We start from the raw sequence: 13,307 nt of genomic DNA, 5'->3' as shown, positions 1-13,307 counted from the left end.
TTGAACGGGCGAGACGATGTGGCGATCGTCGCTAAAGACAAAGGGGGTACGGCCGATACAGCAACCGTGACTCTGCCGAGAACGCCCATGTATTCACGTCCACTTATCCGTCTAGCCGCCCCTTTGGCTCTGACCTTGCTGTTTCCCTTCGCTGTCGGATTCGACTGGCCCGCTTCGGTGCGCTGGGCGATCCTGGCGACCATGACGCTCAGCTGGCTCGGTTTCGCTGCCTGGGTGACCTACTCCCAGTTCCGGCGTAATCCGGACCAGACCCGCATCCTGCGCGAGCAGGACCAACTGCTCAACGAACTGCGTACGTTCGTCAGCAACGAAGTCGACGGTTCGCGCTCGGAAGTCGAGCGTGCCCGCGAACTGATCCGCCAGGCCGTGTCCGGTCTTGGTGGCAGCTTCGAAGCGATGAACCGCAAGTCGCGCCAGCAAAGCCAGGCATTGGCCCGCATCGTCGACCGTGCCGGTGACGACGGCAGCGCAGGTGTCGACGTCGCCCGCTTCGCCCAGCACGCCAGCTCCCGCATGGAGCAGTTGGTGGAAGCGCTGGAACAGGTGAGCGGCCAGAGTACCAACACGGTGCACCACATCGACGAGATGGCCCAGCACCTGGATGGCATCTTCGCGCTGCTGGAAGACGTCAAGTCGATTGCCGACCAGACCAACCTGCTGGCCTTGAACGCCGCCATCGAAGCAGCCCGTGCCGGTGAAGCCGGTCGCGGCTTCGCAGTGGTCGCCGACGAGGTGCGCAATCTGTCCGAGCGTTCCACCACCTTCAACGAACAGATCCGCAAGCTGGCGCACAGCTCCAAGGAATCGATCGCCAAGGTCCGTGAAACGGTCTCGCAGCTGGCCTCGCGGCATATGGATCGCTCCCGCGAAGCCCGCCACGAATCGGCGGCGATGCTGGAGAACGTCGCGCAGATCAACGCCTCGTTGGGCGACGGCATGCGCGAAATCTCCGAATGCGCGCGTTCCATCGACGGTAGCGTGGCCGAAGCAGTGCGTGCCCTGCAGTTCGAGGACATCGCCACGCAGACGCTGAGCGGCATCCACACCCACCTCGATCGCCTTACCGCGATCAACCGTGAAGCGGTGGCGCTGCAGGAACTGCTGCATCGCAATGGCGGCGTGTACGACAGCGATCTGGTCGCCGCGCTGCAGAAGGTGTCAACCCGCCTGCGCGACATGCGTGTGGAATGGGAGCGTCCGCCGCACAAGCCGGTGGCGCAGCAAGGCATGGGCGCCGGTACGGTCGAACTGTTCTAAGACCGATGCCACGCACTGTCTGATTTCCGACATTCCCCGGCCTCCCGGGGATTTGTCGTTCCGCAACGAACTGGTATTGCGCTGATGACGCTTCTTGCCCCGCCCACCGATGCATCCACCGCCGTGCTGGAATCAGGCGCGCTGGCGGCTGCACAAGCCCAGCGCATTGCGCAAAGCGACGCTGCCCGGCCCGCGCTGCGCAGCGTGCGCATGCCGGCCGCGCTGGAACGGCTCGAGCGTGCCGCGCGTGCGGAAGTGCAGGCAATGCAGAACCCGCGCCGCAGCTGCAGCGAAGAAGAGCTGCTGTTCGCGACCGTGGCCTGGGATATGGGTCTGGACGGCGACGCTGTCGACGTGTCTGGACGCTGACGTTTTGTACGACGGCGGGGCGTGCCTCGGCAGGCGCCCCGCTGGCTGTATCCACTGCCCGACCTTTGGCGTTTTTGCGTCAGGCCATGCCAGGCTTGGCTCTGAACACGCAGTACCGTGCGATTGCAGCACCAGGGTGAGGTCTCCCCTGCCCGTCTGCTCGACGACTTCCACGACATCACGTAACGCTTCGATCGGCTGATCTGCGGCCTGGCTGCAGGGTCCTTGCCCGCCCGCATCGCAAGACATGCCGCAAGTACGTCCTTGTGGGCTATTACGCGGCATCCATGTCGCGTAAGGTCCCGCGACGGTGGGCGAGCAAGGACCAGTCGAGATAGTTGGTGTGTGTGGTTGCAAGCAGAGCATGACGTGCACTGTTCGGATCGCCTCGCGTCCGAAAATCTCCCTAACGCAAGCTGAGTAACAGGCAGGCTTTCACCAAGCAGGCTATGGACTTCTCAAAGTCTCAAGGCCTCGCAGTAAGTATGTTTTTATCTGGCCACCGACCAACTCTCTGGTGCAGTGCCCTTGCCGGTTGCGGGACCCTTGGCGGCATGGATGCCGCCAAGCAGCCTCCACGGACAGATTCACGGCGTGTCCCGCAAGTGGTGAGGGCATCGCGCTCTCGACTCCCTGAGCTTTTGACCTGCGCTTTAGAACGGCCAGGCGACGCCTGGCGCTGCTACAGATTGCGTCAGCTGGCGATGACCAGGCGCGCACCGAGGCGCATGCCGGCTTCGGCTTCGCGCAGCCACTGCGCCATGTCGCGCGGCGAGAGCGGCCGCGAATAGAAGTAGCCCTGGATTTCGTCGCAACCCTGCTGGCGCAGCAGTGCATCTTCCTGCACCGTCTCCACCCCTTCGGCAACCACCTGCATGCCCAGCGCATGGCCCAGATGCACGATGGCCTGGGTGACTTCGGCGGTGTTGGCGTCGTCGAGCATCCCTTGTACGAAGCTGCGGTCGATTTTCAGACGCTGCACGGGGAAGCGGTTGAGGTAATGCAGGTTGGAGAAGCCGGTACCGAAGTCGTCCACCGCCAACAGCACACCATTCTGCTCGAACAGCTCGAAGCAGCGGCGTAGCGAGTCGGAATCGCGGATCAATGCCGATTCGGTCAATTCCAGTTCCAGACGCGATGGCGACCAGCCGTTGTCGCGGCAGATTTCCAGCACGCGCTCGGCAAAACCGCGCTCGCGCAGCTGCACCGCAGACACATTGACCGCGATGCGGCTGAAATTGAGACCGGCGCGATCCCAGACCACCGCCTGGCGGCAGGCCTCGCCGATCACCCATTCGCCCAGGCGCACGATCTCGCCGCACTCCTCGGCAATCGGAATGAACTCGACCGGGCTGCACTGGCCATGGCCGGGGCGATTCCAGCGCATCAGCGCTTCGATCGCAGGCGACGATTCTCCCATCGTATTGACCAACGGCTGATAGACCAGGGTGAACTCTTCGCGTTCCAGCGCACCTTGCAGCGCGTGTTCCAGCTCCAGGCGACGCTGCGCACGCATCAGCACGTCCTGGCTGTAGTAATGGAAGGTGTTGCGGCCCGATTCCTTGGCTGCGTACATCGCCGCATCGGCGGCGCGCAACAGGCTGTCGAAATCCGACAGGCCCTCGCCCTGCAGCGCGATGCCGATGCTGGCACCGAGCTTGAGGGTGACATGGTCCTTGCGCAGCGGCTCGCCAAGCGCGCTGATCAGCTTGCGCGCAACATGGCCGGCGTCTTCCGGCTCGGAGAGATCGCGCAGCAGCACGATGAACTCGTCATCGCTGAAGCGGCCGAACAGGTCGCTGTTGCGCAGATGCTGATGCAGGCGTGCCGAGGCAAGTTTGAGCAGATTGTCGCCGGTGGCGTGGCCGAACGAATCGTTGATGCTCTTGAAGCCATCCAGATCGATCAGCAGCATCGCCAGCACCTGGCCGCGCTCGTGCGCTTCGCGAATCGCGTTCTCTGCCTGCTCGCGCAGCAGGAAGCGGTTGGGTAGACCGGTCAGGCGATCGTAGTGGGCCAGCAGCTCGATGCGCTCGTTGGCTTCGCGTTCGCCGGTGACATCGCGGAACAAGGCGACGAAACGCGGCGGCAGACCTTCGCGACGGTCCAGTTCGATCAGCACCTGTACCCAGATCCGCTGGCCGGAGTTGCGGTAGAAACACAGGTCCAGCTGTTCGGGCAGGCCGCCGTCGGCGATACGCAGTAGCGCCGCCTCGAAGGCGTCGCGCGAATCCTGCGTGTACAGCGACAGCGCCTGCTCCAGGGTGATGTTTTCCTTGCGCAGGCCGTGGATGCGGTAGCACTCCTCGGTCCATTGCATGCGCCGGGTGTCGACCTCGATCTCGCAGCCGCCGATCTTGCCCAGCGCAGACACGCGGTTGAGCAGCTCGGTACGCCAGCGGATCAATGCATCGGTCTGGCGCTGCTCGGTGACGTTCTGCAGCTGGCCGAGCAGACGCACCATGCTGCCGTTGCCGTCGAAGACCGGCTGCGCCCAGACCCGCACGTGATGCGGATTGACGCCGGCAAGCACGTTGATTTCCAGCTCGAAATGCACCGGCAGGCCTTCGTGCTTGATCTTGCGCCAGGCACTGCGCAGATGCGCAACCGACGGCCGGCCCAGCAGGCGCAGGATGTCGCGAATGCTCTGCAGGCGCAACTGGGTCATGCCGAGCTGTTGCAGGAAATCCGGCGACACCCACAGCGCGTCCTTGAGCGTGTCCCAGCTCCAGCTGCCCATGCTGGCGATGCGCTGAGCCTCTTCGAGCTGGGCCTGCTGCTCGCGCAGCTGCTGCTCGAGCAATTTGTGGTGGTGCACATCGGTATGCGTACCGACCATGCGCAGCGGACGGCCGTCGGCGGTCCGCGACACCACGCGGCCGCGATCCAGGATCCAGCGCCACTGGCCGTCATGCTGACGCAGACGGAATTCGGCCGTATAGGTATCGGTACGCCCGTCCAGGTGCGCCTGCACGGCAGCAGTGACCAGCGCGTGGTCGTCGGGATGAATCAGCCCGGACAAGGCGGTGAGATTGTTCGGCAGCGGCTGCTCGGAATAACCAAGCATGCGGGTCCAGCGCTCGGAGCGATAGACCACATCGGCCGGGATATCCCAGTCCCACAGTCCGTGATCGGCGCTGTCCAGCCCCATTTCCCAGCGGCTGGTACCGTCGGCGCCCACTGGCTCGGGAATGCTCAGGGTGAAGGCCATGACCTGGCCGTGTTCGTCGCAGACCGCGCGCAGCCAGCCTTCCAGACGCCCGCCACCGGTGCCCGGCAGCACGCAGGCGGTCATGCCGCCGCTATTGGCCACCTGGGCGCGACTGCTTTCCAGGACTTCGGCATAGGCGCCAAGGGTGGCCGGCAATCCCAGCGATTGCGCAACACGGTTGGCCGCCAGAGGCTGGCCATGCGCATCCAACAACACCACCGCCGAGGTCAGCGGGTGCTGCAGCATGCTTGCGATGACGCCTGAGTCCACTCTGGAACACTCCGAAGAATCGACCCCGGCCTTCGGAGTCGCCATGGATAACGGCCGTTTTCGCGATTAGTTGAGGCGCGTGTTTCGGGCTCGACCGAACCGGGCCGAGTTGCGGCTAAGATGGTTGCATCGCCAGCACCAAAGGTCGTCCGCGGACCCATGCCTCATCCTGTCGCCGCGCCCGCGTTTTCGTCCGCTCCCGTTTCCCGTCTTCGCCTCGCCGAGCGCCTGCAACAAGGTCTTTGGACCCTGACCGGGCTATATTTGCTGGTCGGGGTGATCTGGCTGCTGCTGGGCAACCGACTGCTGCACCTGGCCGGCGCCGCCATGCCGGAGCGCTGGTCGGACGCGAGCTTTCTGCTGGTGTCGAGCATCGTGATCCATCTGGTGCTGCGGCGTTTCGTGGCGCTGATCGTCGAAGAACACGCGCAACTGGCGCAATCGGAGGCGGTGCTGCAGGCCAAGTTCCTGGCCCTGCCCAGCCCTGCCCTGATCTACGACCTGGCCACCCTGCGCATCCTGGATGCCAACCCGGCAGCGCTGGAATTCTTCGGCTGGGAGCGCGACGAATTTCTGCAGCAGACGCTGCAGGCGATCTGGCCCGACGCCGACGGCGCGCGCCTTCTGCAGATCATCACCCAGATCCGCGCCAAGGGCGCCGACACCTGCACCCGGCACGAGGATCTGCTGACCCGCAGCGGCCTGCGCCATGTTGAGATCCGCAGCAACCAGCTGCATCTAGTCAGCGGCCCCGCGCGCCTGGTGGTCACCGTGGACCGCAGCGAAGAACGCCAAGCCCAGCATCTGCGCGACGAGGCGCTCCAACGCCTGGAAGAGGCGCAAGGCATCGCGCGGCTGGGCTCATGGCAACTGGATCGCGCGACCGGATTGGGGCGCTATTCGCCGGCGGTGTACCGCCTGCTCGGCCGCAGCGTGCCGATGCATCGGCGCGAGCATCGGCTGGAAGAACTGTTGACCGCCTCTGACACTGCCACCCAGACTCGGATCGAACGCATGATCGAGGACATGTGTACCGGCGGCGAAGTACAGATCGATGTGCTGCTGCCGCTGGCTGGCGGCGATTCGCAGCCGCGCACCGTCCATCTGCGCGCCGAAAGCGTGACCAGCCCGAACGGTGCCCGGCATATCCATGGCACGCTACAGGACGTGAGCGAGCGCGAGCAATCGCGCCGGTTGCTGCGCGAGCGCGAAGAGCAGTTCCGCGAGCTGGTCAGGGTGCTGCCGGATGGCGTACTGATCCTGGCCGACGAGCACGTGATGTATGCCAATGCCGCCGGGTCGGTGCAGTTCGGTTTCCAGGGCGAAACCATCCTTGGCGAACCGCTGCAGACCCTGGTGAGCGACAGCGATCTGCCGGTGGTGCGCGAGTATCTGCGCGCGGGCAGCGATCGCAACGAGCCGGTGTCCAGCGCACGGGCGATGCGCCGTCGCGACGGCAGCACCTTTTATGCCGGTCTGTCGGCCGGCGATATCCGCTATGGCGGGCGCAGCTGCAAGTTGCTGGTGGTGCGCGACCTGAGCGAACCTGAGCGCATGCGCGATGCGTTGGCCGAGAGCAATGCCGAGCTGCAGGCGATGGCCAAGCGCCTGTTCTCGCTGCAGGAGGACGAACGCCGCGCGATCTCGCGCGATCTGCACGACGACATCGGCCAGGCCATCACGGCGATGAAGCTGTCCGCGCATGCGGCGCTGGACGAACCCGATCCGGACGCGCGCCGCGAAGACCTGCTGGAAGTGGTATCGCTGGCCGACAGCACCGTGACCAAGCTGCGTAACCTGTCGATGCTGTTGCGTCCGCCGCAGCTGGATGCGCTGGGCCTGGAAGCGGCCTTGCGCTGGCAGGCCTCGATGCTGTTTCGCGCATCGCCGGTGCGATTGGAGCTGGATATCCAGGCACTGGACGTGCGACCGGGCAACGAGATCGAGCAAGCGTGTTTCCGGATTGCGCAGGAAAGCCTGACCAACGCGCTGCGCCACGCCTGCGCGGGCGAAGTGCACATGCGCCTATACTCGATCGACAGCGAGAGCTTTCGCCTGGAAGTCAGCGATGACGGCGATGGCTTCGAACCGGAAGGCCCGCGTGGGCTCGGGCTGATCGTGATGCGTGAGCGTGCGCAAACCGTCGGCGGTGCGCTCGCGATAGAATCAGCACCTGGAGCAGGCACGCGCGTGACGTTGCGCCTGCCCTATCACCCGGTCGGCGAGCCCGTCCACGACGATGGTGGACGTTAAGTCATGTGGAGCCCCGTAATCCCGCCCGGACTGGAAGTCGTCAAACCCACCCGCCTGGGCGCGGGCAATCCCGAACTGCTGCATCTGGTGGACGCTGCCGCATCCGGCGGCCCGCCGCTGATGGTGTTCCACATCGATATCGACCACTTCGCCTCGATCAACGAGAACATGAGCGCCGAAGTCGGCGATCAGGCGCTGACGCTGGTCGCGCGCCGGCTGCAGGACTTTCTCGGCGCGCGCGGCAAGTTGTGGCGTCACGGCAGCGATGAAATGGTGGTGGTGGCGGTGCGTCGCGAGGATACCCCGCTGCCGGAAGACTTTGCCGAAGAGATCCGTCAGCAGCTGGAACTGCCGTTGTCGGTGCTACCGTACACCTTGTTCATGACCGGCAAGGTCGGCGTCAGCCTGTGCCCGGAACACTCGACCTCGCTGTCGATGCTGCTCGACTACGCCGAAGAAGCCAGCTACCAGGCCGCACGCGAAGGCGGCAATACGGTGCGGCTGTACACGCGCAACTCGACCACCAATGCGCATAGCGAAAGCATCATTGCGCGACAGATCGTCGATGCGATCCCGCATGGCGAACTGCGCCTGCGCTACCAGCCGCTGGTGAGCGCGCGCGACGGCCGTATCGTCGGCATGGAAGCGCTGCTGCGCTGGCAATCGCCCACATTGGGCATGCTGGTGCCGGAGCGCTTCATGCGCACCGCCGAGCGCCTGGGTGTGATCGTGCAGATCGGCGAATGGGTGCTGCAGAATGCGGTGCGTCAGGCGCGGCTGTGGCGCGACCAGGGCTTCGACGATTTCAGCATCGCGGTCAACGTCTCCACGCTGCAGCTGTTGCGCCCGGGCTTCTTCAACGAAGTGATGGCGATGCTGCAGACCGCCGGCGTACCGGCGCAGTTCGTGACGCTGGAGATCAACGAAAGCGCGTTGACCAACAACGTCAACTTCGTCCACGAGACGATGGCCAACTTGCGCAACGAAGGCATCAGCCTGAGCCTGGACAACTTCGGTACCGGCGATTCCAGCCTGAGCGCACTGGTGCGCTATCCGGTGGACCGGCTGAAGATCGATCGCAGCTTCATCAAGAGCGCGCCGGCCGGCAGCCGCGAGGCGGCGATTGCGCGCGCGATCATCGCAATGGGTCACCAGCTCGGCATGACGGTGATCGCCAACGGCGTGGAATCGCAGGCGCAACTGGGGTTTTTGCGGCGCAACGATTGCGACATCTTCCAGGGCTATCTGTTCGGCGAACCGATGTCGGCCGAGTCGGCCGGCATGGCGCTACGCCGCCGCTACCTGCGCCCGGAATCGTTCGCCGAAAGCCGCCCCGACCGCACGCTGCTGCTGCTGGACGACGAAGAAAACGTGCTGCGCTCGCTGGTGCGGCTGTTCCGCCGCGACGGCTACCGCATCCTGGCCGCCGGCAACGTACGCGACGCCTTCGACCTGCTCGCCACCAACGACGTGCAGGTGATCCTGTCGGACCAGCGCATGAGCGACATGAGCGGCACCGAGTTCCTGGGCCGGGTCAAGATGCTCTACCCCGACACCGTGCGCCTGGTGCTGTCCGGCTACACTGACCTGGCCACGGTCACCGAGGCGATCAACCGCGGCGCGATCTACCGCTTTCTGACCAAACCCTGGAACGACGACGAGCTGCGCGAGCACATCCGTCAGGCCTTCCGCACGCACGATGAGCTACGTAACGGCAGGGAATAGGGAATCGGGAAAGCAGTGCACTGTCCCTGCATGTTTCCGAGATTTTCAATTTACGCGTCAAGCGTAAATCACAAGCAAACCCGCTCTACCGATTCCCCACTCCCGATTCCCGAATCCCAGCGCGCAGCGCTACCGCGGCTGCCGCACCGGCAATACGATCCTGAAACTGGCGCCCTGCCCCGGGGTGCTTTCGACGTCGATGCGGCCGTGGTGCTTGTTGATGATGCCGTAGGAAATCGACAGGCCCAGGCCGGTGCCGCTGCCGACCGGTTTGGTGGTGAAGAACGGGTCGAAGATGCGCTGCAGCAGGTCCGGAGCGATGCCGGCGCCGCTGTCCTGGAACTGGATCCAGACGTTTTCGGCCTCGTCGCGGCCGGTGGTGACGGTGATCGTGCCGCGCTCGACGATCGCCTGGCCGGCATTGAGCAGCATGTTCATGTAGACCTGGTTGAGCTCGGACGGCAGGCACTCCACCAACGGCAACTCGGCGTAATTGCGCTCCAGCGTGACCTTGTACTTGAGTTCGTTCCAGATGATGTTGATCGTGGATTCGAGACCGGCGTGCAGGTCGACCATCTTCCACGACTCGGAACGGTCCGAATACGAGAAGTCCTTGAGGTCGCGCACGATGCGGGTGACCCGCTCGATGCCTTCGCGCGACTCGGCCATCAACTGCGGCAGGTCGCGGCTGATGAAGTCGATGTCGGCACGGTTGCGGATCTCGTCGATCTCCGGAATCAGCGCTTTCGGATCCGGCGCCTGCAGCGCGCGCTCGTAGGCTTCGATCAGCGTGAACAGGCTGCGCAGGTATTCCTGCAGGCTGCCGAGATTGGAGTGCACGTAACCGATCGGATTGTTGATTTCGTGCGCCACGCCGGCGGCCAACTGGCCGATGGAAGCCATCTTCTCCGACTGCAGCAGTTTGTCCTGGGCGCCGTTCAAACGCAGATAGGCCTGGCGCAGTTCGGCGTGGCGCTGCTGCAGCTCGCGCTCGTAATCCTGCTGGCCTTCGATGTTGTGGAACAGCACCAGAAAGTGCCCGACGCCCTGCTCTTCGTTGTAGTACAGATGCGCGATGACCACGCGATCGGCAACCGGCAGGCTACCGGTCCAACTGCCTTTGCTGCGCGCCTGATTCAGCGCATCCGACGGCAGCACCTGCGAGATCCGCTCGCCGAGATTGCGATCGTCGTCAGGATCTTCCTTGCACAGGCTCTGGCGTGCGACCGCGTTGGCCAGGATCATCTGCCCGTCTGCGCGGAACAGCAGCACGCCCTCGAGCATCTGGTCGCCAAAAGCGCGCAGCATGGTCGAGGACGGTAATAAGGTTTGATTGAGAAAGAACTTGGCAGTCACGGGACAAGGCGGCGTAGAGGAGACTTCAATATACGCCGAACCACCCGGGGCTCGTATTGCGCGGGGCCACGCTCTTGCACGCCGGGCAGCTCAGCGCTGCACCACACGCACCTGGTCCAGCCTGCACCTGCGCTCGGACACGCTGCGCTGCTTCAGGCCACTGCCAGCGAACGACCGCCGCGCAGCACGCTCGACTGACCCTTGGCATCGTAGGACGGCGCACTCTCGGTGCGGCCCAGATGACGCAGTGCCCAGTTCACTTCGCGACGCCGGCGCGCCAGCAGCGCGCCGTTGGCGCGATTGGCTTCGGCCAGTTCGCGCAGCCGCTCTTCTTCGCCTTGGGGCATTGCCGCTTCCAGCGCGCGCAGTGCCGACAGCTTGTCCTGCGTGTGGCGCATCAACCCATCGATGTCGTTCTCGAGTAATGCCTGGCGTTCGCCGGCCAGCGCATCGCTGAGACGTTGCAGGAACTCGTTCACGTTCGTCCTTTGGGCCGGGGATCAACCCGCCAGTTGCTGATTCAGATCCATCATGCGGCTGGCGATGGCATCCGGGTTGATGGAATAGCTGCCGTTCTGCAACGCATCCTTCACTGCCTGGACGCGACCGGTGTCGATCGCCGAGGACTGCGACAGCGTGCGCTGCAAGTTCTGCAGGTTGGTCGCATCACCGGTCAGCTTGACGCTGTCGGTGGGCGGTAGTGCGGCGATCGGGGACGCGCGGTCTTCACCGGCCGAGGCGATCTTGCTGCTCGTGGCCGAGGTGCGAAGGGTTGCAGCGGTCGGTAGATTGCCTTCGATTTTCTGGGTCATGTCAGGAACTCCTCTACAGGTCGTAGGGGATAACGGCATGCCCAAAAAAAACTTTATAGCGATTTTCTATCTGGACACCACAACGGTCCCGCTCGCTTCGACGATCCCCTGCACCACCCGGCGCGAAGAGGAATTTTCTACCGAAACCCGCTCGTTCTCGCCGGCATCGGACAGCGCGCGACCGCTCATGCGCACCTCCAGACCGCCATTGCGCGACACCAGCGGCACGGTGTCGCCGCGCCGGACCAGCCGCTGCGTCACCAGATCGTTGGACGACAGCAGCGAGCCGGCAGGCAGGATGCGCCGGGCGGTCTTGCCCACCGCAGCCACCGGATCGGCCAGCACCGCACCGACGATGCGTGCGGCGTCACGCTTCTCGATACTGATATCGGCCAGCGAAATGACTTCTCCAGCGCCGATGCCGCGGCGCAACACCAACACGTCCTGGTTGCGACGCACCTTCAGCGGCACGAACAGGCGCCAGCCAGCCGGCTGCGGGCAGGCCACTTCCACCGTATTGGTGCCGGTCGGCTGCGCCTGCAGCGCGATCGGGCAGGCAGGCATGCGCAAGCCCGGATCGAGCGTGGCCTCGGCCTCGGCATCCGGGCCAACAGTGGCCAGTGCCGCAGCACGGATGGAATCGACAGACTGATAGCTCTGGGCCCAGGCCGGAGCGGCAGCCAACAAGATGACAAGCAGGAGCAGGCGCATGGGACCAGATCCGGAGGAAGACCTGAAAGACATTGCAAGAGGTGTGCCTGTTTTTGAATTGGGAATCGGGAATGGGGAATCGGTCGGGGGCTGAGCCTTGATCGGTCTTCGTTGCTGATGTGCGATTTCCTTAGTGAACACCGTAGGTACGTCACAGCACGGTCCTTCGCCTCGGGCTTGCTGCAAAACGCCCTCCGCTTTTGCGATTCCCCATTCCCGACTCCCGATTCCCGACAGCGCCCCACACCAAACTTAAAACCGCTCAAGTTTTCCGAGGGCGCTGTCGATATCTGCCCCATGACCCACGATCTGCTCAACCGCATCGACCAGCGCACGCGTCTGGCTGGCCACAATCGACTGGCCCTGCTGCTGTTCCGGCTGGGCGGGCGCCAGCTTTTTGGCGTCAACGTCTTCAAGGTGCAGGAAGTGCTGCGCCGCCCGGAGCTGTTCCAGGTGCCCGGCCTGCCGAGCGAGTTCGCCGGCGTGGCCGACGTGCGCGGGCGCTCGGTGCCGGTGCTGGACTTAGGGCTGGCGATCGGCCACCCGGAGCGCGATGCGCACTCGGAAAACGGCCCCGGCTATCTGGTGGTGGCCGAATTCAACCGGTCGGTCCAGGGCTTTCTGGTCAGCGGCGTGGAGCGCATCGTCAATATTGCGGTGGAAGATATCCATCCGCCGCCGGAACTGGGCGCCGAAGCCACTTATTTGACGGCGGTGACGCGGTTCCAGGGCGAGTTGATCCAGGTCATCGACGTGGAGAGCGTGCTCGCCGACATCGCCAAGGTCAGCAAGGACGTGCAGCTGGATCCCTCGCTGCAGCTGGTCGCCTACGACCGGCAGTTCCAGGTGCTGGTGGTCGACGACTCGCGCGTGGCGCGTCAGCAGATCCGCAGCGTGCTCGACCAGCTCGGCGTCTCGGCGACCTTGTTGTCCGACGGCCGCCAGGCGCTGGACCATCTCTTGCAGGTCGCTGCATCAGGCGAGAATCCGGCAGACCGCTATGCGATGGTCATCTCAGACATCGAAATGCCGGCCATGGACGGCTACACGCTGACGACGGAAATCCGGCGCACGCCTGGGCTGCAAGGCCTGTACGTACTCCTGCATACCTCCTTGTCGGGCGTGTTCAACAACGCCATGGTCGAACAGGTCGGCGCCAACGCCTTCGTGGCCAAGTACAGCGCCCACGAGCTGGCAGACTACGTGCTGGCCCGCCTGAAAGTGGTCGCCGAAGCGGCCTGAGCAGGCCAGGCGGCTGCCGGGTCGGAGCCGATCGCAAGCACCAAGCGCCGCGCCGGGCTGCAAAGGGTGCCGCGTCATAG

Annotated in this window: 10 protein-coding genes; 5 read left to right on the top strand and 5 right to left on the bottom strand. The window is 64.5% G+C overall.

The window, feature by feature from the left end:
* Together XaplCFBP3123_RS06835 and XaplCFBP3123_RS06830 are read left to right on the top strand one after the other, a co-directional pair.
* On the top strand, positions 1–1,278 hold the full coding sequence (locus tag XaplCFBP3123_RS06835) for a methyl-accepting chemotaxis protein (RefSeq protein ID WP_026064154.1): 1,278 nt from the start codon (positions 1–3) through the stop codon (positions 1,276–1,278).
* 84 nt (positions 1,279–1,362) lie between these two features.
* Positions 1,363–1,647, top strand: coding sequence for a hypothetical protein (locus XaplCFBP3123_RS06830; protein WP_104533392.1), 285 nt, complete (start codon positions 1,363–1,365; stop codon positions 1,645–1,647).
* Positions 1,648–2,341: 694 nt separating this feature from the next.
* Here the strand turns inward: XaplCFBP3123_RS06830 and XaplCFBP3123_RS06820 are convergent.
* Positions 2,342–5,128 (bottom strand): bifunctional diguanylate cyclase/phosphodiesterase, encoded by a 2,787-nt coding sequence (locus XaplCFBP3123_RS06820; protein ID WP_172453136.1) that lies wholly within the window; start codon positions 5,126–5,128, stop codon positions 2,342–2,344.
* Positions 5,129–5,248: 120 nt separating this feature from the next.
* Here XaplCFBP3123_RS06820 and XaplCFBP3123_RS06815 point away from each other — a divergent pair, with 120 nt between their 5' ends.
* Positions 5,249–7,381: a PAS domain S-box protein gene (locus XaplCFBP3123_RS06815; protein WP_172453135.1), complete on the top strand. Its 2,133-nt coding sequence runs from the start codon at positions 5,249–5,251 to the stop codon at positions 7,379–7,381.
* A 3-nt stretch (positions 7,382–7,384) separates the two neighbouring features.
* Positions 7,385–9,106, top strand: a complete 1,722-nt coding sequence (locus XaplCFBP3123_RS06810; protein ID WP_104533390.1) for an EAL domain-containing protein — start codon at positions 7,385–7,387, stop codon at positions 9,104–9,106.
* A 129-nt stretch (positions 9,107–9,235) separates the two neighbouring features.
* Here the strand turns inward: XaplCFBP3123_RS06810 and XaplCFBP3123_RS06805 are convergent, their stop codons facing one another.
* From XaplCFBP3123_RS06805 to flgA, 4 genes are all read right to left on the bottom strand, one after another.
* Complete coding sequence (locus XaplCFBP3123_RS06805; RefSeq protein WP_104533389.1) at positions 9,236–10,462, bottom strand: ATP-binding protein; 1,227 nt, start codon at positions 10,460–10,462, stop codon at positions 9,236–9,238.
* A 152-nt stretch (positions 10,463–10,614) separates the two neighbouring features.
* On the bottom strand, positions 10,615–10,941 hold the full coding sequence (locus XaplCFBP3123_RS06800; protein ID WP_104533388.1) for a flagellar protein FlgN: 327 nt from the start codon (positions 10,939–10,941) through the stop codon (positions 10,615–10,617).
* 21 nt (positions 10,942–10,962) lie between these two features.
* Complete coding sequence (flgM, locus tag XaplCFBP3123_RS06795; RefSeq protein WP_104533387.1) at positions 10,963–11,274, bottom strand: flagellar biosynthesis anti-sigma factor FlgM; 312 nt, start codon at positions 11,272–11,274, stop codon at positions 10,963–10,965.
* A gap of 66 nt (positions 11,275–11,340) precedes the next feature.
* Entirely contained in the window at positions 11,341–11,985 is a 645-nt protein-coding gene (flgA, locus tag XaplCFBP3123_RS06790) for a flagellar basal body P-ring formation chaperone FlgA (RefSeq protein WP_104533386.1), read from the bottom strand.
* Between the two features lie 297 nt (positions 11,986–12,282).
* Between flgA and XaplCFBP3123_RS06785 the strand changes: the two genes are divergently transcribed.
* On the top strand, positions 12,283–13,227 hold the full coding sequence (locus XaplCFBP3123_RS06785; protein WP_104533385.1) for a chemotaxis protein: 945 nt from the start codon (positions 12,283–12,285) through the stop codon (positions 13,225–13,227).
* Positions 13,228–13,307 lie beyond the last annotated feature (80 nt).

This window comes from Xanthomonas arboricola pv. populi, assembly GCF_002939945.1.
In the GTDB taxonomy this organism is placed as follows: domain Bacteria; phylum Pseudomonadota; class Gammaproteobacteria; order Xanthomonadales; family Xanthomonadaceae; genus Xanthomonas; species Xanthomonas arboricola_A.
Note: the sequence above shows the minus strand (reverse complement) of the source record. Positions and strands in the feature narration are given on the sequence as shown.